General features: G+C 68.6%; 19 protein-coding genes. 12 read left to right on the top strand and 7 right to left on the bottom strand.

What is annotated here, in order from left to right:
- Window positions 1-576: 576 nt before the first annotated feature.
- The gene (locus IT779_RS08205; RefSeq protein WP_196148617.1) at window positions 577-3,222 is read left to right on the top strand and encodes an ABC transporter substrate-binding protein; all 2,646 of its coding nucleotides are present in this window, start codon (window positions 577-579) and stop codon (window positions 3,220-3,222) included.
- 31 nt (window positions 3,223-3,253) lie between these two features.
- Here IT779_RS08205 and IT779_RS08200 read toward each other — a convergent pair whose 3' ends face one another.
- Window positions 3,254-4,375 (bottom strand): alkane 1-monooxygenase, encoded by a 1,122-nt coding sequence (locus IT779_RS08200; RefSeq protein ID WP_196148616.1) that lies wholly within the window; start codon window positions 4,373-4,375, stop codon window positions 3,254-3,256.
- 109 nt (window positions 4,376-4,484) lie between these two features.
- Entirely contained in the window at window positions 4,485-4,718 is a 234-nt protein-coding gene (locus tag IT779_RS08195; protein WP_196148615.1) for a hypothetical protein, read from the bottom strand.
- 564 nt (window positions 4,719-5,282) lie between these two features.
- On the opposite strand from IT779_RS08195, the gene IT779_RS08190 reads away from it, so the two are divergent.
- Window positions 5,283-6,086 (top strand): ESX secretion-associated protein EspG, encoded by an 804-nt coding sequence (locus IT779_RS08190; RefSeq protein WP_196148614.1) that lies wholly within the window; start codon window positions 5,283-5,285, stop codon window positions 6,084-6,086.
- Window positions 6,087-6,405: 319 nt separating this feature from the next.
- Window positions 6,406-7,074 (top strand): O-methyltransferase, encoded by a 669-nt coding sequence (locus tag IT779_RS08185; RefSeq protein ID WP_196148613.1) that lies wholly within the window; start codon window positions 6,406-6,408, stop codon window positions 7,072-7,074.
- Window positions 7,075-7,080: 6 nt separating this feature from the next.
- On the opposite strand, the gene IT779_RS08180 is transcribed toward IT779_RS08185, so the two are convergent.
- On the bottom strand, window positions 7,081-7,779 hold the full coding sequence (locus tag IT779_RS08180) for a TetR/AcrR family transcriptional regulator (protein WP_196148612.1): 699 nt from the start codon (window positions 7,777-7,779) through the stop codon (window positions 7,081-7,083).
- A gap of 115 nt (window positions 7,780-7,894) precedes the next feature.
- Between IT779_RS08180 and IT779_RS08175 the strand changes: the two genes are divergently transcribed.
- Complete coding sequence (locus tag IT779_RS08175) at window positions 7,895-9,385, top strand: MFS transporter (RefSeq protein ID WP_196148611.1); 1,491 nt, start codon at window positions 7,895-7,897, stop codon at window positions 9,383-9,385.
- A gap of 5 nt (window positions 9,386-9,390) precedes the next feature.
- Here IT779_RS08175 and IT779_RS08170 read toward each other — a convergent pair whose 3' ends face one another.
- Entirely contained in the window at window positions 9,391-10,164 is a 774-nt protein-coding gene (locus tag IT779_RS08170; protein ID WP_196148610.1) for a hypothetical protein, read from the bottom strand.
- 100 nt (window positions 10,165-10,264) lie between these two features.
- Here IT779_RS08170 and IT779_RS08165 point away from each other — a divergent pair, with 100 nt between their 5' ends.
- From IT779_RS08165 to IT779_RS08135, 7 genes are all read left to right on the top strand, one after another.
- Window positions 10,265-10,915 (top strand): urease accessory protein UreF, encoded by a 651-nt coding sequence (locus IT779_RS08165; protein ID WP_196148609.1) that lies wholly within the window; start codon window positions 10,265-10,267, stop codon window positions 10,913-10,915.
- 31 nt (window positions 10,916-10,946) lie between these two features.
- A complete protein-coding gene (ureG, locus tag IT779_RS08160; protein ID WP_196148608.1) occupies window positions 10,947-11,651 on the top strand; it encodes an urease accessory protein UreG in 705 nt (234 codons plus the stop codon).
- Window positions 11,641-12,348 (top strand): urease accessory protein UreD, encoded by a 708-nt coding sequence (locus IT779_RS08155; protein ID WP_232541567.1) that lies wholly within the window; start codon window positions 11,641-11,643, stop codon window positions 12,346-12,348. The genes ureG and IT779_RS08155 overlap by 11 nt, the downstream gene beginning before the upstream one ends.
- 938 nt (window positions 12,349-13,286) lie before the next feature.
- The gene (locus tag IT779_RS08150) at window positions 13,287-13,682 is read left to right on the top strand and encodes a hypothetical protein (protein WP_332838716.1); all 396 of its coding nucleotides are present in this window, start codon (window positions 13,287-13,289) and stop codon (window positions 13,680-13,682) included.
- Window positions 13,672-14,505: a hypothetical protein gene (locus tag IT779_RS08145; RefSeq protein WP_196148606.1), complete on the top strand. Its 834-nt coding sequence runs from the start codon at window positions 13,672-13,674 to the stop codon at window positions 14,503-14,505. Before IT779_RS08150 ends, IT779_RS08145 begins: the two co-directional genes overlap by 11 nt.
- Window positions 14,502-14,978 carry a roadblock/LC7 domain-containing protein gene (locus IT779_RS08140; protein WP_332838715.1) on the top strand — a complete coding sequence of 159 codons (477 nt, stop codon included), beginning with the start codon at window positions 14,502-14,504 and terminating at the stop codon, window positions 14,976-14,978. The genes IT779_RS08145 and IT779_RS08140 overlap by 4 nt, the downstream gene beginning before the upstream one ends.
- Window positions 14,979-14,990: 12 nt before the next feature.
- Complete coding sequence (locus tag IT779_RS08135) at window positions 14,991-15,362, top strand: hypothetical protein (protein WP_196148605.1); 372 nt, start codon at window positions 14,991-14,993, stop codon at window positions 15,360-15,362.
- Window positions 15,363-15,465: 103 nt separating this feature from the next.
- On the opposite strand, the gene IT779_RS08130 is transcribed toward IT779_RS08135, so the two are convergent.
- The 3 genes from IT779_RS08130 to IT779_RS08120 all read right to left on the bottom strand — a co-directional run bounded on the left by IT779_RS08130 (window position 15,466) and on the right by IT779_RS08120 (window position 18,259).
- Window positions 15,466-16,905, bottom strand: a complete 1,440-nt coding sequence (locus IT779_RS08130) for an NAD(P)/FAD-dependent oxidoreductase (protein WP_196148604.1) — start codon at window positions 16,903-16,905, stop codon at window positions 15,466-15,468.
- Window positions 16,906-17,048: 143 nt separating this feature from the next.
- Window positions 17,049-17,897, bottom strand: coding sequence for a serine hydrolase (locus IT779_RS08125; RefSeq protein ID WP_332838714.1), 849 nt, complete (start codon window positions 17,895-17,897; stop codon window positions 17,049-17,051).
- A 155-nt stretch (window positions 17,898-18,052) separates the two neighbouring features.
- Complete coding sequence (locus IT779_RS08120; protein ID WP_196148602.1) at window positions 18,053-18,259, bottom strand: hypothetical protein; 207 nt, start codon at window positions 18,257-18,259, stop codon at window positions 18,053-18,055.
- A gap of 193 nt (window positions 18,260-18,452) precedes the next feature.
- Between IT779_RS08120 and recC the strand changes: the two genes are divergently transcribed.
- Window positions 18,453-22,379: an exodeoxyribonuclease V subunit gamma gene (gene recC, locus IT779_RS08115; RefSeq protein WP_232541566.1), complete on the top strand. Its 3,927-nt coding sequence runs from the start codon at window positions 18,453-18,455 to the stop codon at window positions 22,377-22,379.
- The last annotated feature ends 63 nt before the right edge of the window (window positions 22,380-22,442 follow it).

Raw genomic sequence — 22,442 nt, 5'->3', positions numbered from 1 at the left:
GTGGAACAAGGATAGTCGGACCGTAAGGCAGACGACTCGGGAATGATTCCCCGTCGGCCAGAGTATGGGACCGGTTTACGTTGAGCAACGGCGGTTTTCACAATGTGGAAAAACATTGTGCGGCCAGCGCTTAAATATAATCGCGCCGATTCGATCGACGTGCGCGCAATTATTGTGCCGATGCGTCGAACGAGTACTGCTCGGAGGACGCGGCGACGACCGAGGTGAGGATTCGGCATGTCGAACGTGCCGTGCCGGTGGACCGTACCGCAACCGCGGGGCGGTGTCCGCGACCACTCCGGCATCGAGCAGCTACCATGCGGGTGAAAGACGCTGCCCGGCCTGGCATTTGCCCTCCGGAAGGGTGAACGCCGCGTGTCCGTGTCCGAAACATTACTTCTCGCAACATATTCGGCGATAGCAGGTTAGTATTGTCCTCCGGTGCTCGGGATCCGATGAATACAGCTCTGTGATTGAGGACGACGAATGGGCGATTTCGCTCAGCTTCTGCAACTACTCCGCGCTCTGATCGTTCCCGGGTGGCAACCTCGGTTCCTGCGAATATTGTTCCGCAGAGTGCGGCAACCATCCCTGCCCATGCTGTGCTTGGTCGGACCCGCGGGGGCGAGCGAGGTCCGCGACGGAATCTTCGTGTGGTTGGATCATCCGGTCGGTCGCCTCAAGATACCCCGTGCGCACGTGGTGATTCCGCCCGCGAATCCGGCGCCGGACGCGGACTCGCCGATCGGCGCGATTCTGGAGCAGATGCGCGCCGGGTTGACGATGAACAAGAGTGTGCTCGGCACTATCGGCTTCCCCCGCTTCCGCGCCGCCTACTTGCTGTCCGAAGCGCGGGTGAGCGACGAGAACGATCTGCGTGATCGGCTGCCGGAACTACTCAGGACGCGCCACCGGTTCGATCGCGCCGCCGGACAACAGTTCTTGAGTCCGCTCAACTGGTTGGTGCAATGGATCGGGATATTGGTCATGCAGCTGGGGCCGATCCTGCGGGTCTGGGTATGGCTCGGAGGTCTTCCCGGCGTGGGACGCGAGGCGAAGTGGTTCATGGATCAGCCCTTCTTGTCCGAGGGCTCGGAGAACTTCGCCAAGTTCGCCTTCAGGTTGACTCGAACCGCGAACGGACACCGCAGGGCGCCCGAGGGCGAAGTAGAACACCTGTTGGTCAACGCCTTCCTGTCCGATCTGCGGGAAGCCTACCGATACCGGCTGTGGCTCCCGAAGACTCTGCGGCACACCGCCTTTCCTACGGTGATTCTCGACGGCGAACCGGATTCGAGCGTGGTCGCGAAACTGCTCGAGCGGATCAATACCGTGCGCAATACGGTTCGTGACGCCGATCCCCTGCTCGTGGTCGCGGTCGTCCACACGGACCCGCGACCCGGATCGCCGACCCTTCCCGTATTGGGGGGCGCCGACCTGGTGCAGAATTGGCGCGACACTCTCGGGCGCACGAGGCGTCTCGCTGATCCATTCGCGTGGTACCTGTTCGTGCCCACCGTCCCGCCGCCGGGCAATCAGGCGGCGGCCTCGACGGCGGCGCGCGCTCCTGCCCCGTTCTTCTTCTTCGCTCGTCGCTGGGTGATTCCGGTGTCCGCGACCATCATGAGCGGCGTGCTGCTCGCGGGTCTGCTCGTCTGGTACGTGCTGCCGCACATGGAGGCGGACTGTGAGCTGTCGCCACTGGCATCGGGTATCGGCGTATCCGTGCGGGACGGGCAGTGCGTCGGCTACTCCGACAATGCCGGGCAAATGTTCTCCAGCGATCCCGCATTGCGGGATGCGCAGCGAGAAATTTTCGCGCAGAACGAGATCGCCCAGACCGCGCACGATAAGAACCCGAATCGGGCGATGGTCACTCTCGTCTACTTCTCCGGTTTGACTTGGCGCACCGACAATCTGGCGTATCCGAGGGCACATGTGGATGAACTCGTCGGCCTACTCCTCCACCAGCGGCGTGCCAACAAACAGAAGCCGGATGCGGAACCACTGCTGCGTGTCGTCGTCGCCAATGGGGGCGAGAACATGGAGTACGCGGAGTGGGTGGTGAACAATCCGCTCGCGGACCTGGTGCGTAAGGACGCGAGCGTGCTCGGCGTCATCGGACTCGACCGTAGCAACGAGTTCACCGAGAAGGCGATCACCGCTCTCGGCAACCGAGGTGTGCCGACCTTCGCGACCTCCTTGTCGGCGAACGACCTGGAGAAGCGCTCGCCGCTGTACTTCCAAGCGATACCGAGCAACGCCACGCAGGCCACCCTCATCGCGGATTACGCGCGCGGGGCCGTGTCGCACGCGAACCCTGATGTGACGCTGTACGACAGCGTCGAGATCTTTCACCCGAAAGCGCAGGACATCTATGTGAAGTCCTTGGTCGACTCGCTGGAGAAGGAATTCACGGGCGGGTCGATGCACGCGTCGACCGTCTCGTGGAGCACCCAGCAGGAACTCGACAACATCAAGGCTCCTTGTGCCGGTTCGGACTCCTACGAGCGGAAATTGTTGGTCTACGCCGGTCGCGGTCAAGACTTCAGCACCTTCCTCCGCGTCGCGTTCAAGAACTGCGACGACGACCGGCAACCGCCCGTGCTCGCCAACGATGCCTCGATGCGATTCGTGACCGACCTGTCCAACCAGCCCTTGGTGCCAAGGAACAGGCGGATCCACTTCATCGCATCGGGTGTTCCGGTGATCCTGGCGGGAGAGCAGTGCGTCTCGGGCGGAGGACGCTACGAGCCCTGGGTGAGCAGCCGCCTCGGTGAGATGTGCGACGACCTCACCGGATTGATCAAGGACTCGCTGAAGTCGTACCAGCCCGGTGTGCCCGGTGATCGAACCGGCCTCGCGTACGACGTGGCGGCGATGTTTCTCGATGCCGCACGCGGAATAGGGACGCCGAGTCGTGCGGCGGTGGCGGTGCGACTTCGGGCTTATGGAGGCGATGGGGTCACCGGCCGGTTCGACTTCATCGAGCAGAGCCGGATCGGCGAGGACAAGGTCGCCAAGGGTCGGATCGCCGAAGGGGCCACCGCAGGCATCGTGGTCACCGAAGGCGACGGCGACACCGCCGGACGTGGCGGCGCAGGCGCGGAACCCCCTCGACTGCGTTGCGTGCTGATGTACAGCGGGCTCGGCGTCAACCGTCAGAAGTCCTGCCCCGCCGGGACGACAAGTCGAATCGAGCAGTGGCGAGAACCGCGCTGAGGTCCCCGCGCGGACACCCGACCGGTCAGGATCACCTTCCGATCGCGGTGTTCGCGCGGGTCCGGTCACCGTCGTAGTGCGCGAGCACGCGGTGGTCCATCACCCGACGCCACAGCGGCGGGAGCGCGGCCAGCACGATCATGGTCGCGTATCCGGCCGGTAGTTGCGGGGATTCGGGTGTGGTGCGCAGGGTCTGGTAGCGGCGGCCGGGGTTGGCATGGTGGTCGCTGTGGCGTTGCAGGTGGAACAGCAGGATGTTGGTGACGAGTCGGTCGCTGTTCCAGCTGTCGCGGGGGGAGCACCGGGCCCAGCGGCCGTCGGGTCGGCGTTCGCGCAACAGTCCGTAGTGTTCGATGTAGTTGACCGTTTCCAGCAGCAGTACGCCGATCACGGCTTGCAGCAGCAGCCACGGCACGATGGCGAGTCCGAAGACGGCGGTGAGTGTTCCGAACAGGGCGGCGGTCATCGCCCATGCCTGGAGCAAGTGGTTGTGCGGGCTCGACCACGGCAGCCGCCTTCTGGCCAGACGGTCGCGTTCGAGTCGGACGGCGGAGGCGAATCCGCCTGCGACACTGCGGGGTAGGAATGCGTAGAGGGTTTCGCCGAGTCGCGCGCTCGCGGGGTCGAGCGGTGTGGCGACGCGGACGTGGTGGCCGCGGTTGTGTTCGACGAAGAAGTGTCCGTAGCCGGATTGGGCGAGGGCGATCTTGGCCAACCACCGCTCCATGTGTTCGACGCGGTGCCCGAGTTCGTGCGCGGCGTTGATGCCGATGCCGCTGACGACGCCGAGGGTGCTCGCGAGCCCGAATTTGTCCAGCGCGCTCAACTCGTCACCGGCCCAGAGGTAGCAGGCGATGATCAGGCCGATCAGCTGGATCGGCAGGAAAAGGTATGTGCACCAACGGTAATAGCGGTCCGCGGACAGTCGGTCGTAGTCCTGTTCTCGCGGATTTCGGCCGTCCTCGCCGACCATCCAGTCCAGTGCGGGCACCACGATCAGCACGATGATCGGCGCGATCCACCAGAACACCTCGGCTCCGGTCCACAGCACCAGCTGCGACGGCAGCAGCGCGCAGCTCGGCGCGATGAGGCCGAGAACCCACAGATACCGCTTCGGATCGCGTTCGGAACTCGCCTCGCGTGCCGCTCGCACGGAATCCCCTCCTCAGCAACAGGCGCGCACCATCCCTGTGCGCGCAATCGGTCTCGATCGACTGTGATGCGCACAGCCGCAGTGGAATTCGGCGTGCTGCCGTTGTTGGTCACTCCGGCAGCGGCGGGGGTTGGGCCGGGTCGGTGGCGCCAACGCCGCTCGATTGCGGTGCGGGGACTCGCGCCCAGGCCGCGATCGCGCTCGCCGCCCTGACCATCGCGTCCACCGGGAGTGCGCCGATGCCCGCGGCCGAGGGGATGTCGTCGGAGGATCTGCGCCGGGGCAATGTCGGGCGGGCGACGGCGTCGCCGGGTTCGATGCCAAGAGCATGGTTGTAGTGCATGGCGCGACCTCGGTGCTGGATGGATGGTGTCGACGGTCGAATGTCGACCGGGGTGGGGGAGTGGTCCGGAAGGTGCGCGCACCGCCGTTGGTATCGACCGACCGGACCGCCGCCGACGATAGACCAACCGCGTCCTGCCTGGGCGGTTGACCAGTTAACCAATTCGCCGGGAGCGTTCGCTGAACCTCAAGCGTGTCAAGAGATTTGGAGATGACCCTCACATTGTGGAGTGCGGGTTGTGGAATAACATGTGCATGCGGCAGGGTGGTCATGTCCGGATGGAATCAATTCCTCGGCATCTGGAGTGGCGAAGATCACTGCTGTGCGCGGTGAAATTCCGTAACGGATGGTGGTTCGAAGCCGATAGATAGCGCTTGTTTTCACTCCGCGATCCGGACGGGAGCGTCCGCCGGAATCGACCGATCGGTCGGTCGGATCGTTCACTCCGAGTGGCACGAATTCGAAGCGAAGTCGTGCCAGAATGTCGGGCAATGTGACGGACGTGGGATCGATGGGATTGGACGTGGTGAGCCGAGCGAGAACCGTGCCGCCGGTGATCGGCGTATGAGCGCGCGGGAGTGGGAGTTCTCCCCACTGGCGTTCAAGGTGTTGTGGCGCGCCGCCGAGCGGGACACGCTGCCGTACCCGCTCCAGTACCGATCGACCTTCGCGACGGTGAGCGAATACGAAGCGGCGTGGAAGGCCGAGGCCGACGATCTGCACCGGATCTTCGACGAAGAGCTGTACGGAGCCATGCGGGTGCTGGCCGAGCCGGAGGCGCGGATCGAGGTCGCGGGCGAGGTGGGCGGCGACCGCCTGCGCGCGCACGCCGCGGTGCACAACCGGCACGCGGTCCTGCTGGTGCAGGAACCGACGGGGTCGCCGTATCGCGGCGGCGCCGTGCGCATGACGATGTTCGACGCCGAATACCTGCCGCGCAGACTCGTCACCGTGTTTCCGGACGCGCCGCGGGGGAGCGGGGCCGGGCTGCGGGTCTCGCGGCGCGAGGTGGAGATCGCGGAGGCGAACGGCGCGAGCGCGACCAACCAACTCGGCGCGGTCTCCGGCAACGGCAACGGCGACGGCGGACGATCTGCGCACGCGCTCGCGGCGCAGTTCTTCGACCGTCCGCGTGACCTGGTCGTGCACGTCGCCGTCTATCCGGGGCCGTCCTGGGATCAGCGGCCCGCGCCCGCGCGCGGGTTCCACGTCATGGACTACCCCGACGGGCGCTATCTGGTGCGCTCCGACGGTGACCTGCTGGAAGCGGAGCCGGTGGACCGTTCGGGACTCGGTTTCGACTTGGAGCGCGTGATCCGGTTCGCGGTCGCGGGCCATCGCGAGGAACACGACCCCAGCTATCACTGACCTTCCGGGGTGGCATGGTCGCCCTGCACGCGACTTCGCTTGTCGATATGTAGATATATGCAGTAACGCATGTAATGGAGCATGGATCGACCACCTTGAATCGGTGGCCGACGGATTACTACGGCTTTCAGGCCAAGGCGATCCCTTCGAGGATCGCATTCCTCGAAGGGCGACGACCGCGAGAACCCATCGGCGCAGCGTGACGCGAATCGCTGGGCGCCCGGAAAATCCGACGGAGACCGCCGTATCGGGGGTTTGGGCAGTCACCGGGCGACGAACGCGCGGCCGGATGGGTCGGAGGCGGTGGCAGACTGCGACTATGACAACACCTGACTGGGCGGATGTGGACGAGTACATCGTGAACAGCGTCGCGCGCGACCCGGAGGCGGAGTCGGCGCTGCGGGCGAACGCGGCGGCCGGGCTGCCCGCCATCGACGTATCGGCGGCGCAGGGCAAGTTCCTGCATCTGCTGGCGCGGTCGATCGGCGCGAAGCGGGTGCTCGAGATCGGGACGCTCGGCGGGTTCAGCACGATCTGGCTGGCGAAGGCGGTCGGCCCGGACGGCCGGGTGCTCACCTTGGAGTTCGAGCGTAAGCACGCCACGGTGGCGCGGTCGAACCTGGACGCGGCCGGGGTGGGCGAGCGGGTGGAGATCCGGGTCGGCGCGGCGCTGGAGAGTCTGGACGCGGTGGCGCAAGAGCGCCCGGAGCCCTTCGACCTGGTCTTCATCGACGCCGACAAGGTGAACAACACCGAATACGTGCGCTGGGCGCTGCGACTGACCCGGCCGGGTTCGGTGATCATCGTCGACAATGTGGTGCGCCACGGCAAGGTGCTCGAGCGGGATTCCGACGACGCCGCGGTGCGCGCGAGTCGCGAACTCCTCGAATTCCTGTCCACCGAGAAGCGATTGGACGCCACGGTCTTGCAGACGGTCGGAGCGAAGGGCTGGGATGGATTCGTCTACGCGGTGGTGGCGCAGGAGTAGCGCGGGTCAGGTCGGCAGGTCCGATTCCAGTAGTGGTGTGCGGGAGCGGATTCGGGCTTCGATGCCATCGCAGAGGGTGGCCAGGCCCGCGTAGAGGAGTTCCTCGGAGGTGAGCTCGCTCACGCCCGCGCCGACCAGGTCGGTGAGTGCGGGGGGTGGGGTCCACATCGGTTCGCCGACCAGTAGGGCGCGCAGGCCGTTGGTGGCGTCGGCCTCGATGCTCTTACGGGTGACGAGCGCCGAACTGATCTGCGGCAGCGTCGCGCCGGAGATGTAGTTCCACACCGAGAACGACATCTGCATGGCCTCGCGCGGGGTGAGGTCGAGTTCGCGGAACCCTTCGACCAGCCAGGCCAGGCACGCGAGTCCGGCGGGGCCGAAGCTGTAGCGGGGGGTGGCGAAGGCCAGGATGACCCAGGGATGTCGCTGGTAGAGGGCCCAGTCGATTTCGGCGGCGATGCGCACCCGGTCGCGCCAGGTCCACGAGGTTCCCGCGGCGTCGGGGTAGGGGTTGCGTCGGGAGACCTCGTCGGTCATGGCGGCGAGCAGTTCGTCCTTGTTGCCCACGTGCCGGTACAGCGACATCGCCCCGACGCCGAGGCGTTCGGCGATGCGGCGCATGGACAGCGCGTCGAGGCCCGCCTCGTCGGCGAGGTCGATGGCGGTGTCGATGATCGTCGCGCGGGTCAGCTTGTGTTCAGGCATCGCGCGACCGCCCGCGTGCGGTCCTGCGACAACCCGCTTCCGTTATGTCGTCCAGCATGCGTACACTGTACCCGAGAGCTGCGTACGGTGTACGCGAGATCGAGAGGATCCGGTGATGACACAGGTCGAGGCGGTACGGTCGGAGGCGGTCGGGCCCATCGGCGCGGGCCGCGCCCGGCTCGGTCTCGCGGTACTGCTGCTGCCGGTGCTGCTGGTCTCGATGGACATCTCGGTGCTGTTCCTCGCGATGCCGACGCTCACCGCCGACCTCGACCCGTCCGCCGCCCAGCAACTGTGGATCCTCGACATCTACGGCTTCCTCATCGCCGGCCTGCTCATCACCATGGGCAACCTCGGCGACCGCATCGGCAGGCGCAACATCCTGCTCGCGGGCGCGAGCGTCTTCGGCATCGCCTCGGTGATCGCGGCCTTCGCACCCAGCGCCGGTGTGCTCATCGCGGCGCGCGCCCTCATGGGCATCGGCGGCGCCACCCTGCTGCCGTCGAGCCTGTCGCTGATCTCCGGCCTGTTCCCCGACGCCCGCGCGCGGGCCACGGCCATCGGCGTGTGGACGGCCTTCTTCGCGGGCGGTTCGGCGGTCGGGCCCATCATCGGCGGGCTGCTGCTGCACCACTTCTGGTGGGGTGCGGTGTTCCTGATCAACATCCCGGTACTGCTGATCCTGCTCGCGGTCGGCCCGTTCGTGCTGCCAGAGCACCGCTCGGACCTGCTCGGCCCGCTCGACCTACCCAGCGTCGCACTCTCGATCGGTGGCATCCTGCCGGTGGTCTACGCCGTCAAACACGCCGCCGCCGAGGGTGTCGACGCGCCGAGCGCGGTGATCCTGATCGTCGGCGTCACCGTGCTCACCCTGTTCGTCCGCCGCCAGCGGCACCTCGAAGAACCGCTGCTCGACCTGCGGCTGTTCGGTCGCGCGCAGTTCTCGGTCGCCATCGGGTCGAGTCTGGTCGGCATGATGTCACTGGCCGCGCTGAGCTATCTGACCAGCGTGTATCTCCAGTCGGTCACCGGCCGCGATCCGTTGGACGCGGCGCTGCTCGGCATTCCGATGGCCGCGGCGGTGTTCGTGTTCTCGATGGGCGGCGCGCGCGTGGGGCAGCGCATCGGCGTGCGCGCGAGCTTCGTGCTCGCCCTGTTCGCCTCCGGCGTCGGGAATCTGCTGCTGCTCGGCATCGGCGTCGACGGCGGGTTGGCCTGGTACATAGCGGGTTCCACCATCGCGGGCGTCGGCTACGGTCTCGCCTTCCCCCTGGTCTCGGATGTCGCGGTGTCCTCGGTGCCGCCCGAACGCGCGGGCTCGGCGGTCGGCATCTCCGAGACCAGCTTCGAACTCGGCAACGCGCTCGGCCTGGCCCTACTCGGATCCGTCGCCGCGCTGGTCTTCCGTTCGGGTGGCGACTACGCCTCGACCCTCGGCGAGACCATCGAGCGTCACGCCGACGATCCGGCGTTGCTGGAGCGGGCGAGCGAATCGTTCGTGACGGGTCTGCACGTCGCGACTTCGGTGGGGGCGGTCTTACTGCTTGGCATGGCGGTAATCGCGCTGGTCGCCACCCGGCGGCCCAACGCCACCACATCGGACTGACCGGCTCATCGTCCGAACACGCCGGTGACGATCTCGGAAGCCCATCGGTTCATCGGCGTCACGACGTGCACGTAGGTCCAGCGAACCGGGCGCGCGACGAGGACGTTCCACACGACGGCCAGCGCCGCGAACACGGGTGCGAGCACTCGGCGGTAGACGAACACGCACGGCGTCACGATCAGCACGCCGACCAGAACCGTCGCGACCCGCCACCCGAACCGCAACGTGACGCGCAGCGCCCGCCACAGCGGCCGCAACACCCACCGCCACAGCGCCCGCACCGGCCGAACCAGCAACCAATCGACCGCGAGCACGCACACCCCGAGCACGATCTTGCCGAGCGGCCGCAGCACCCACCGCCACAGCCACGCCGCCATCGGCCGCACCACGCGCCGCCACAGCCACGCGCCCGCGGGAACCAGAATCCGCCGCCACAGCCAGTCCTCGACGGCGCGGCGCAACGGCCGCAAGACGAAGTCGAGGAGGAAAGCGAGCACGGGGGTGAGCACCAGCCCCCACAACACCTGCTGGAGCAGCCAACCCCAGAGCCCGTCCTTCAACAGATGCCAGGCAGGTTTGATCACCCAGTTCCACACGATCACGCACAGCGGAACCAGCAGATGTTCCAGGAAGTACGTCACGACCGCGATGCTCACGCGGACGGACAGTTTGACGCCCTCCCAGAGCAGACGCACCGGCACGAGGATCAGCACGGCGACGGCCCGCGCGATCCACTGCCCGACAGTAGCGGGGCCCGAGGATTCCCCCTGATTCGACATCGGACCATCCTCACCCGAACCGCGTCGCGCCGCGAGTGCCTTTCTACGTGCGTGGCCGCGTAGAAGTACTCGGTCGGCGGCCTCGGCTTAGGATCGTCGGATGCGGGAAAGCGACGCCGGTCCTCGGGCGATACTCATGGCCCTGGCCGACTCGCGCCTGCCGATCGGCGGGCACGTGCATTCCGGCGGCGTCGAGGAGGCGGTCGCCTCGGGTCTGGTGCGCGACATCGCGACGGTCGAGCAGTACCTGCGCAGGCGAATCGGCACCTCCGGGCTGGTGGCGGCGTCGCTGGCCGCTGCCGTGTGCGCGGGGGAGCTCGGGATCGCCCGCGCCGAGGCGGAGGCCGATGCCCGCACACCGTCGCCCGCGGCGCGCGCGGCCTCGCGGGCGCAGGGACGCGGGCTGTTGCGACTGGCCAAACAGCTATGGCCGCAACGGGATTGGCGCGATATGGGGACGCGGCCGCACCTGTCGACGGTATTCGGCGCGGTGGGCGCGGCCGCGCGGGTCACGCCGGTCGAGATCGCGGGCGTGGTCGTCTACACCACCCTGACCGGCGCGGCGACGGCCGCGCAGCGCCTGCTCGCCCTCGACCCCGCCGCCATCGCCGCGTGCACACTGCGGATGTCGGAGCTGTGCGACCGGATCGCGGTCGAGGCCGCCGCCGAGCTCGCCGCGCTGTCCGATCCGCTGCAGGACGAACTCGCCGAACGGCATCGCCATCGCGAGATGCCGCTGTTCGCCAGCTGACGCCCCACCGAAACGACCGAGGGAGAACACCATGCCGCCGCATTTCATCGATGGTGCACCGCACGATCATTCGCACGACCGCCCCCGCCGCGAGCGCACACCGGGGGAGGCGCTGCGCATCGGGATCGGCGGCCCGGTCGGCTCGGGCAAGACCGCGCTGGTGGCGGCGCTGTGCAGGCAGTTGCGCGCGGAACTGTCGCTGGCGGTGCTGACCAACGACATCTACACCACCGAGGACGCCGACTTCCTGCGCAGGCACGCGGTGCTGCCGGACGAGCGGATCACCGCCGTGCAGACCGGCGGCTGCCCGCACACCGCCATCCGCGACGACATCACCGCCAACCTCGACGCCATCGACGACCTGATCGCGGCGAATCCACCGCTGGATCTGATCCTGGTGGAATCCGGCGGCGACAATCTGACCGCGACCTTCTCTTCGGGCCTGATCGACGTGCAGATCTTCGTCATCGACGTGGCGGGCGGCGACAAGGTGCCGCGCAAGGGCGGTCCAGGCGTGACGTTCTCGGATCTGTTGGTGGTGAACAAGACCGACCTCGCCCCGCTGGTCGGCGCCGACCTCGCGGTCATGGAACGAGATGCCGCCAAGGTGCGCGACGGCAGGCCGACCGCGCTGATCTCGCTGACCGACGACCCGGCCGCGACCCCGGTGCTCGCCTGGGTGCGCGAGCAGTTGCGCCGGGTCGATGACACCGCGGATTCCGCTGTTGCGCACTGAGTTACGGATTTCCGTGCGGGCGGGCGAGTCGGCCCGCGTGCACGCGAGCGGCGGGCTGGCGGCTCGGCGGACCGGTCCCGACGCCGTGCACCTGATCGGCACCGCGGCGACCCCGCTCGGCGGCGACGAACTCGACATCACGGTCGAGGTCGGGCCGGGTGCTCGGCTGGTGTTGCGGTCGGTGGCCGCGTCGATCGCGCTGCCCGGCGCCGCGACGGTGTCGTCCTCGGCGCGTTGGCATTTCGAGGTCGGCGCGGGCGGTTTCCTCGATGTCGACCTCGAGCCGATGGTTGTGGCGGGCGGTGCGCGGCACCGGGTCCGCAGCACGGTGGCGTTCGCGGGCGACGCCGCGATCCGGCTGCGCGAGCGGGTGCAGATCGGGCGCGCCGGGGAGCGTGACGGCGGCTGGCGCGGTGACCTGATCGCCGATGTCGACGGCGTGCCGCTGCTGCGGCACCGGCTGGAACTCGGGGCGGGCGGCGTCACCGACGACGCGCTCGCGAGCGCGCGGGCATTGGACAGCGAACTGGTGTATCCGGACGATCGCCCCGCCGCGGTCCTCGGGGCGGGTGCGGTCCGGGTTCCGTTGGCGGCCGGTGGTTCGCTGTTCACCGGCGTCGCGGGCGCGCTCCCGGTACCGGGTCGGGCGGGGACGTGGTCGGGCGCCGGGCGTTCGACGGCGGTGTCGGTGGGTTGAGGCGCGAACTCGCTGTTACCGCGCTTGTCCGTTCCCTTGAATTCCCGGCGGTCTCGGGCGGGTGTGGCGCGGGGGCGCAGCATCGGGCGTGGCTTCTCGAACAAGAGGTCGCACTATTGCGAATGCACTTTTACATAGATGTCTCTATGGTCGGTGATTGATCGTTCGATAAATTTGCGGAATATGAATCAAGACCTGGTCGTGAAACTTATTCCAGCGATGCGGCATATTTCGTTCAGATAAAGCCGATTCGATAATGGGGGTTGTTTCACGCGGTTGTTCCCATGGCTGATATGCGCTGGACAGGGGCTCGCGGATGTGGTGTGCGCCACTGCGGCATGAATGTTCGCGCCGGTGTCCGTCGAGTTTCGGTCGATGCGATCGGACGTCGATTCGAAGGGGCGGGACGGCGGAAGCCCGCTGTTCGCGCTCGGGTGCCGCCGTGGCGTCTTTCGGGTCGGCGTCGCGGTGCGCGGAGGCCGGGCGCCGTGGTCGCTCGGGCGCTTTCCTCGAATTATGTTGTGCTGTACTGAATGCCTTTGTCGCGGTCGGGTGCGTGATGTCTGGATCGTTGCTCGTCGCGGCGCTCGCGCGTCGCCCCCGGTGGACGCCGGAGGGTGGCGGTGGGCCGGTTGTCGGGGGTCGGGTCGGTCTTCGGGTCGCGGAGCGGGCGGTGTGCCGGTCGGGTCGGGGCGGGGTGGGTGTGCCTGACGATCGTTTGGTGCGCACTTCATAGACCGAAAGGTTTTGTTACCGGCTGGTATTCGAACCTGTGGTCGCCTCGGGTGGCGAAAACAATTGATACCGAGAGGTATTCTTCGGCCATTTGCTGGGAAAATGCTTCGGGGGCCGACAATTCTCTGTGGATTCCTTTACACGGCTCGCGGGCACTGTGTAGCGTCTCGAACCCTGAAACCCTTACAGAACAAGGGCGGGGCGTGGTGATCGGTATAGACGGCTGCCTGCAACGCATCATGGAGATTCCCGGTGCGCGCAGTGTCACGTTGGTCGACGGCGCGAGCGGTCTTGCGATCGCCGCGGCGGGTAGGCACGAGCTGGTGGACGAACACGAGGACGCGGCGGCCACCACCGACGTGATCCGCGCGGTGGTCGGCTGTCCGGCATTGACCACCGCGCGCGAAGGCGACGACATCACCGAGCTGATCGTCTGCGGAACCCTCGGCTACCACCTGCTCAATCCGGTGCCGGGCGATTTCGACGGCAGGCTGTTCGTGCACGTGGTCTTCGACGGCGACACCGGCAATCTCGCTATGGCGCGATTCCGCTTGCGCGGCATACTCGCCGAGTTCGCCGAGGTCGGACATGGGCGCTGAACTGGCCGTCGAACTGAGACGGCTGGAACAGGAAGGACGGACCGGAATGTTGTGCGCGGGCGACGGCGCGTTCCACCTCGCGGGCGGCGCCATCGCCTCCGTGGAATGCCGCCGCACCGCTGGACTCGACCGGCTCGCGGTGGAGGCGGGCGTCGTCTCGGCGCGCGAATGGGACCTCGCAGGCGGCGGCGACGCGGGCAGCCTGCTCGGCCGTCCTCGACTGGAGGCGCTGGCCATGCTGTCGGTCTACGACGCGGGCTACTTCCTGCTCGCCTCCGCGGCGGTCGCCGAATTCCTTCCCGCACCGGCACATTGGCTCGCCCCGGTCTGTCGGGTGCCACCGCGGGCGCTGGTGCGCGAATGCGAGCGGCGCGGCGGCGGCGAAACCGGGCCGTGGACCGCGGATCTGGTCGATCGCGCGGCGGTCGTCCCGATCCGCGGCAGACATCGGCGGCGCCCGCCGCTACCCGGCGGTCAGGCCGAAGTGCTCGCCGCCGCCGACTCCGAACGCACGGTCGCCGCGATCGCGCGCGATCTCGGTCGCACCACCTACGGCTGCCTGGTCGCGGTGCGCGACCTGACCGAGGCGGGTCTGATCGAGCACCCGCGCATCGTGCGGCGGGTACGTCGGTCGTCGTCACCGTCGTTGCCGCCGTCATCGCCTTCGCTGCCGTCGTCGGACGCGCCGATGTCGGCGACGACGCCTTCGCTGCCGTTGCCGCGGCGCAATCGTGATGCGGTGGAGCGGATCCCGGACCGATGGGAGCCCGTCGACCGGGGAATGCTCGTGCGCGTTCTCGCGGCCTTGGAGGAACTGCGGTGACCGCGCGGAGAAAACTGCTCGGCGAATGGATGGGAAGGTTGACCAAGGTGGCGGTGGTGTCGGACCCCGACCCGAACGCGGTCGTGCTGGCCGAACTGAAGGCACTACGCGACCGGGTGCCCCAAATGACCGGTGCGCTGGTGGCTTCGAGCGACGGGCTGCTCATCGCCCACGACCTGCCCGCTCACATCGAACCCAACGGCATGGCCGCGCTGTCGGCCTCGCAGCTCTCGTTGTCCTACCGACTGGCGACCACCGCGCACGGCGGTGGATTCCACGAGGTCGTGGTGCGCGGCACCGAAGGGCACGTCGTCGTCTACGCGGCGGGCTGGACCTCGCTGACGGTGCTCGCCGGACCCGAGGCGAATGTGGGCAGGCTGCACCTGGAGTCACGTCCGGTGGCGCGCACCATCGCCGAACACCTGTCGGCGGTGGCCGACGGCAAAGACCAGATATCCGACACCGATGGATAGAAAGGAACCGGCATGTCCAATATGGATCTGTCTCTGAAGAACATGATGGTGATCGACGGGGCGCTCGGCGCGGCGGTCGTCGACTACAACAGCGGTATGGCGCTGGGGACCCTCGGCAGCTCGAAGGCCCTCGATCTCCAGGTGGCCAGCGCGGGCAATACCGAGGTGGTGCGCGCGAAGATGCGCACCATCGAACAACTCGGCCTCAACGAGGACATCGAGGACATGCTCATCACGCTGTCCGCCCAGTACCACATCATCCGGCCGATGACCGGCCGCAAGTCCAAGGGCCTTTTCCTGTATCTGGCGCTGGACCGCAGCCGGGCCAACCTCGCCCTGGCCCGCCACCGCCTCAAGGGCATCGAGGAGGAGCTCGAGGTCTGATCCGCGCGCTCCACGGACACGCGGGGCGACGGTGGTGCGCGAAGAGCACAGGGTGGGGACCGCTGCGGACCCCACCCTGTCACGCGGGTGACCTGGCACTACCTCATCCGGCGCGACGATCGGCCGCGGCGGCCTTCTCGGCGGCGGTGCGTCCGTTGTCGGCGGGCGGCGCGCCGAGGGCGGCGGCGAGCTCGTCGGCCTCTTCCTGGTCCGCCTGAACCGCTTCGACCGCGAGCCGGGCGAAGATCCACTGCTCGGTGGCGGCCATCTGCCCGCGGCTGCGGCCGAGGAAGGTGACGAACCATTGGATGACCGTCACGATACGGCTGCGATAGCCGACCAGGTAGTACAGGTGCAGGGCCAGCCAGGCCAGCCAGGCGATGAATCCGCCGAACTCCAGCTTGCCGACCTGGCAGACCGCGCTGAACCGCGACACCGTGGCCATACTGCCCTTGTTGAAGTAGGCGAACGGCTTACGATCCTGTGGCGCTTGGCCTTTCAGGCCGGCTTTGATCTGCTTCGCGGCGTAGGTCGCGCCCTGGATGGCGCCTTGGGCCTGCCCGGGCACATTCGGCACCGACATCAGGTCGCCGACCACGAAGACGTTCGGGTGCCCCTTGATCGTCAGATCCGGTTCGACGACGACCCGGCCCGCGCGATCGGTCTCGGTGCCATCGGACCGCTCGGCCAGCATCTTGCCCAGCGGGCTGCCCTGCACGCCCGCCGACCACACCTTGCACGAGGACTCGATGCGCCGGACGGTGCCGTCGGCGTCCTTCACCGTGACGCCTTGCGCGTCGATATCGGTGACCATGGCGTTGAGCTGGATCTCCACGCCCATCTTCTCCAGCCTGCGCTGCGCCTTGCCACCGAGTTTGGGTCCCATCGGCCCGAGCACCGCGCCCGCGCCCTCGAGCAGGATCACTCGCGCGTCGCGCGGATCGATGTTGTGGAAGGTGCCGTCGAGGGTGCGGTCGGACAACTCGGCGATCTGGCCCGCCAACTCGACGCCGGTCGGGCCTGCGCCGATCACGATGAAGGTCAGCAACCGGTCGCGGGCCTCCTGGGTGGTGGCCAGTTCGGCGCCCTCGAACGCGCCGAGGATGCGCGCCCGCAACTCCAGCGCGTCATCGATGGTCTTCATGCCGGGGGCGTAGGTGGCGAAGCGGTCGTTGCCGAAATACGACTGCTGGGCGCCGGTGGCCACGATGAGACTGTCGAATTCGGTGACGGTGTTCTGGTTGAGCAGCCGTGAGGTGACGGTCTTGGACTCCAGGTCGATATCGATGACCTCGCCGAGCAGGACCTTCGCGTTCTTCTGTTTGCGCAGCACCAGCCTGGTCGCGGGCGCGATCTCGCCGACCGAGAGGATACCGGTCGCGACCTGGTAGAGCAGCGGCTGGAACAGGTGGGTCGAAGTCTTGGAGATGAGGGTGACGTCGACATCGGCGCGCTTGAGGTGCTTGGTGCCGAACAAGCCACCGAAGCCCGAGCCGATCACCACCACCCGGTGGCGATTGGTCTCGACATCCTGAGTGCTCATCGTCGTGCTCCTCGACAGGCAGGGTTGCTTGTGACCCGACCAACGGTAGTCGGCGCACGACCCAGCGTCGCGGCGAGACCCCGGTTCGTGATCTTCGCCCGCCGCGGCGACTCACCGCGGCGGGGCGAATACGGTGAACCGGGTCAGCGACCCGCCAGCAGCATCTCGGCGACCTTGGTGTCGGTGTCGGCGCCCTCGGTGTAGCCGCCTTCGGCGCCGAGCGTGGTCATGATCGCCAGGGTGTAGCGCTCGCCGGGGCCCGCGAAGCCGACCGAGTTCACGACCCAGCCGCCCTGCTCGGCCGACCAGCCGTTCTTGAGGCCGGGACGCATCCGCGAACCGGCGCCCCACACGCCCCAGTGCTGGTTGAAATCGACGGCCCGCATCCGGTCGACCAGGTAGTTGCGGTCGTCGGGGTGCATCCGGTTCAAGGCGAAGTCCATCAGCCGGTCCAGGTCGGCGGCGGTGCACTTCTGGAACGACCAGTCCGGGAACAGGGCGGTGTTGGTCGGCTGCGGGACCAGGCCCGACATGCCGTTGGCGCGGAAGGCGTTGTTGTAGGCCATCCGGTCGAGGCCCGCGTACTTGTTCCACAGCAGGTCGGCGGCCTGGTCGTTCGAGGTGGCCAGCATCGATTCCATGAGCCCGCGATCCTCGGGACCGAGGGTGATCGCGCCGACCCTGGCGCGGTTGAGCAGGTCGACCGCGATGGCGAGTTTGATCGTGGAGGCGGTCCAGATGGGCAGTTCGGCGTTCTCGTTGGCGTACACGCCGCCGCCGACCCGGTCGCGCAGCACGTAGCCGGTGACGCCGGGGCGGCCGCGCAGGTAGCTGTCGACGGCTTCGACGCGCTGGCTCATGTCGCAGTCCAAGCCGGGCAGGCAGCCGCGCACCGGCGCGGCGGAGGCGGCGGGTAAGCCGCCCGGCACCAGCGTGGGCGCGCTCGACAGCAGGATCGCCGCGGTAGCGAGGACACAGGCGGATGTGGCCACGCGGGAAGAAGTCCGGGTGGCAGCCGAGGGGTAACGCACGAGGGTTGACAATGGCACACCGGAGCGCGCGACGCACGTCTTGAGGTCACGGCCGCACTGTGTTATCGGCGCCGTCGCACGGCGAAATCCGTTGCGTACCTGTAATGAATGGTAGGTCAGCGGAAGGCGGCGCGCAGTTCCTCGACGGTGCGTCCGTTGAGGCGATAGCAATGCGCGAAGGCTTCGGAGTGCCGTTCGCGCGGCCAGGCGTGTAGGACCACGCCGCGGCCGTAGAAGGTCGAGTTGACCAACTCCCAGCGCTCGCCGATCCGTCGAACCGTGAATCCGCCCTTCGGTACCAGGGGAATCACCGAAGCGTTCATGAACGCGAAACCAGCCTTTCGATCCAGCTCACCGTTCCTCCCCCGGAGGCAGCACTGTCGCACACACCCCGCGCCCGGCTCGCGTGACACACCCACAGCCGCGCCGGTGCTGTGGTCCAATTCACTCCCGGTGCGCGCCGGCGGGGGTGGGGGCGGATCGTTTGCGCCGCGGTCGCCGGCGTATAAACGTCCAATGCCGCTGCACATCCACCGGGCCGAGCGCGCCGACGCCCTGGCGGACGGACTGGCGGCGCTGCTGGCGACTCCGCTCGCCGATCCGTTCGCCGCCGAGGTGGTCGCGGTGCCCGCCAGGGGCGTGGAACGCTGGCTGACGCAACGTCTTTCGGGTGCCTTGGGCGCGAGTAGAACCGACCGGTCGGTGCGAAATGATGGCATTGCCGCGAATATCGCCTTCCCGTCGCCGTCCGCGCTGGTCGCGACGACGCTGTCGGCGGCATGCGGACTCACGCCCGGTGAGGACCCGTGGGCGCGCGAACGCATGGTCTGGTCCATGCTCCGGGTGATCGACACCGCCCTCGACCAACCGTGGGCCGCGATGCTGGCCCGCCACCTCGGGTCCGGCCGCGACGACCACCGCCTTGGTCGCCGCTACGCGACCGCGGCGCACCTGTGCGAACTGTTCGACAGCTACGCGACCCAGCGGCCCGCGCTGATCACCGCGTGGGCCGCCCGCGCGGACGGCGGCCACCGGGCCCGCGACATCTCGGGCGGTGATCACGCGCATGGTGCCGACTCGGATCGTCGGGGTCGCCGTGGCGCGGATCGCGATGCGCCGAATCGCGGTGGCGCGGAGCGCGATGCCCCGAATCGCGGTGGTGCGGAGCGCGATGTCGCGCATCGTGGTGGCGCGGAATACGGTGCCGCGCATCGTGATGGCACGGATTACGGTGCCGCGCATCGTGATGGCGCGAACGGTGACGCGCCGGACCTCGACGGTGCCCGCGTCGGCGGACCCGGCCGCGACGGCACGAGCGATGGCGGCCAGGACGGTGACGGTGTCGGCGGCGCGATTCCGGAGGATCTGGCCTGGCAGCCGCGACTGTGGCGACTCCTGCGCGCCGAGATCGGAACGCCGAGCCCGGCGGAACGCCTCGAAATCGGTTGCGCCGCACTGCGCGACCGCCCCGACCTGGTCGACCTGCCCGCACGGCTCTCGTTGTTCGGCGTGCACCGGCTGCCCGCCGACCAACTCGCCGTCCTCACCGCCCTCGGCGCGTCCCGCGAGATACACCTCTGGTTGACGCACCCGAGTCCGGCGATGTGGTCGGCGCTCTCGGACATACCGGCCTCCACCCGCCGCGCCACTGATCGCACCGCCCACACCGTCGCCCACCCGCTCCTGACCGGCCTCGCCCGCGACGCACGCGAACTGCAACAACGACTCACGAGCGCAGCCGCGTCCGACGAACGCCTCGGTCCTGTCGCATCGGGGCGAGCAGCCGAATTCACCTCGGGGGTAACGACGAGATCCGCGCCGGGAGCAGCGTCCGAGCAGGCGCTGTCGGTAGGGGCCGAGTTCGCGCCCGCGGCGGCCGAGCGTGCGTCGGGCGTGACTACGCCCGCGTCGGGGGATACGACCGGGCTCGGTTCAGCGGCGGGAGCTGACCTCGCACCGAGGCGGACGACTGTGCCGGGGCCGACGACCGAGCCCGTGCGTGGTCTACCCACGACGACGTCCGAGTCGGAGCGTACGACCGGGCTCGTGTCGGAGACGGAGCGGACGACGCTGCTCGGTGCGATGGTCGCCGGTATCCGGGACGATCGGTGGCCGCCTCGGGAGCGGGTGCGGGCCGACGGCAGTGTGCGGGTGCACGCCTGTCATGGTGCGGCGCGGCAGGTCGAGGTGTTGCGCGATGCGCTCTTGGGGTTGTTCGCGCGGGATCCGACGCTCGAACCGCGCGATGTGGTGATCATGTGCCCCGAGGTCGAGGCGTACGCGCCGCTGATCCTGGCCGCTTTCGGGGTGCGGACGGTCGGTGAGCCGGTCGAGGCGGGGGCGCATCCGGCTCGGCAGTTGCGGGTGCGGCTCGCCGATCGCGGGCGCGCGACGACCAATCCGTTGCTCGCGGTCGTGGCGACGCTGCTCGAGCTGGCCGACGGGCGCGTCACCGTTACCCAGGTGCTGGATCTGGCTGCCGCCGAAACCGTGCGCAGGCGTTGCGGATTCGATGACGACGCGATCGAGCGGCTGCGCGAGTGGGCCGCGGAATCGGGCGCGCGGTGGGGGATCGGGCAGCGGCAGCGGCAGGCGTTCGGGCTCGCCGACTTCGGGCAGAACACGCTGAACGGAGCGGTGGACCGCATCCTGCTCGGCGTGGCTGCCGACGACACCGCCCGCGACTGGCTCGACCTCGCGCTGCCGCTCGACGATGTGGACAGCAACGACGTCGACCTGGCTGGTCGGTTCGCGGAATTCATCGACCGGCTCGCGGTGTGCCTGCGCGATCTGCGCGGTCCCGCGCCCGCTCGCGAGTGGGCCGCGGTGCTGGCCCGCGCGCTCGACCTGCTCACCGATGTGCCCGAAGCGCAGGCGTGGGTGCGCGCGGAAGCCAAGCGCGAGCTGGCGGCGGCGTTGGATCACGCGGGTGATACCGCGCTGCGCCTCGCCGATGTCGACGTGCTGCTGGCCGGTCGGCTCGCGGCCGCGCCGCCGCGCGCCAACTTCCGCACCGGGGAGCTGACCGTGTGCGCCCTGGCGCCGATGCGTTCGGTGCCGCACCGCGTGGTCGTGCTGCTCGGTCTCGACGACGAGGTCTTCCCACGCCCGGGCGGCGCGGACGGCGACGATGTGCTCGCCCGCGACCCGCTGCCGGGCGAACGCGATCCGCGCGCCGAGGACCGGCAGATCCTGCTGGACTGCGTGCTCGCCGCGCGCGAGCGGCTGCTGGTGTTCTACTCCGGCGCCGACCCGGTGAGCGGCGCCGAGCGTCCGCCCGCGATCCCGGTGGCCGAATTGCTCGACGTGGTGCGCGGTTACGTCGGCGACGACCTGACCGGAGTGTTGGTGCGGCACCCGCTGCAGAGTTTCGACGGCAGGAACTTCCGCGCCGACGACCCGTTCAGCTTCGACACCGTCGCGCTCGCGGGCGCGGTGGCCGCCGCCGCACCCGCCTGTCCGCGACCGGCGTTCCTGCGCGGTCCGCTGCCGACCCCCGACCTGGGCGATGTGGCGCTCGCGGATCTGCTGTCGTTCGTGGAACATCCGGTGCGCGCGTTCCTGTGGCAGCGACTCGGCCTGCGAGTGCCCGAATACGACGACGATATCGCCGACCGGATTCCCATCGAACTCGACGGGCTCGCCAAATGGGAACTGGGCGAACGCATGTTGACCGCGCGGCTCACCGGCGCCGACGGCGCGGAGTTGCGCGCCGCGGAATGGCGGCGCGGCACGCTGCCGCCGTTCGGGCTCGGCGCCGCGGTGCTCGACGAGATCGAGTACACCGTCGATACTCTCGTGCGCGCCTGCGAAGGCCACTACCGCGTGCAGGCTCGCGCGGTGGACATCGCGATCGATCTCGGCAACGGCCGCAGGCTCACCGGCACCGTGCCCGAGGTGCGCGGCGAGCAGTTGGTGCGTACCACCTATTCGAAGCTCGCGCCCAAACACCGTCTCGCCGCGTGGGTTTCGGTGCTCGCGCTGTCCGCCACCGAGGACCGCGGCTGGCAGGCGGTCACCACAGGCCGCGGCCAGTTCCGGCGGCCCGCTTGGCGTTCGGAGCTCACCGCCCCCGCCGCGCCCGAGGCCGTGACGATCCTGCGCGAACTGGTCAAGCTGCGCGACGCCGGACTGGCCGAACCCCTGCCGATCGCCCCGACCGCGACCGCCGCCTACGCCGAGCGCCGATTCCGCGGCGGCAGCGCCGACGAGGCGTTCGCCGCCGCCGAGCGCGAATTCGACGGCGGGCCGAACGGACCCGGCAAGTACGGCGACCACACCGACCGGCACCTGCGCTACATCTGGGGCGCGGCCCCGCGCCTGGACGACCTCACCGCCGTCGCCGCGCAGGCGGGCGAGCGCGGGGAGAACACCCGTTTCGGCGCCATCGCCCGCAGGCTCTGGGCGCCGCTGCTGGCCGCCGAGACACAGGGGCAGCCGTGACCGGTCCCGGCGACGCGCGCACGAGGTCCCCGATTCGGCGCACCGGCCGCAGTAGGCTGTTCG

Source organism: Nocardia bovistercoris (assembly GCF_015674855.1).
Lineage (GTDB): Bacteria > Actinomycetota > Actinomycetes > Mycobacteriales > Mycobacteriaceae > Nocardia > Nocardia bovistercoris.
Note: the sequence above shows the minus strand (reverse complement) of the source record. Positions and strands in the feature narration are given on the sequence as shown.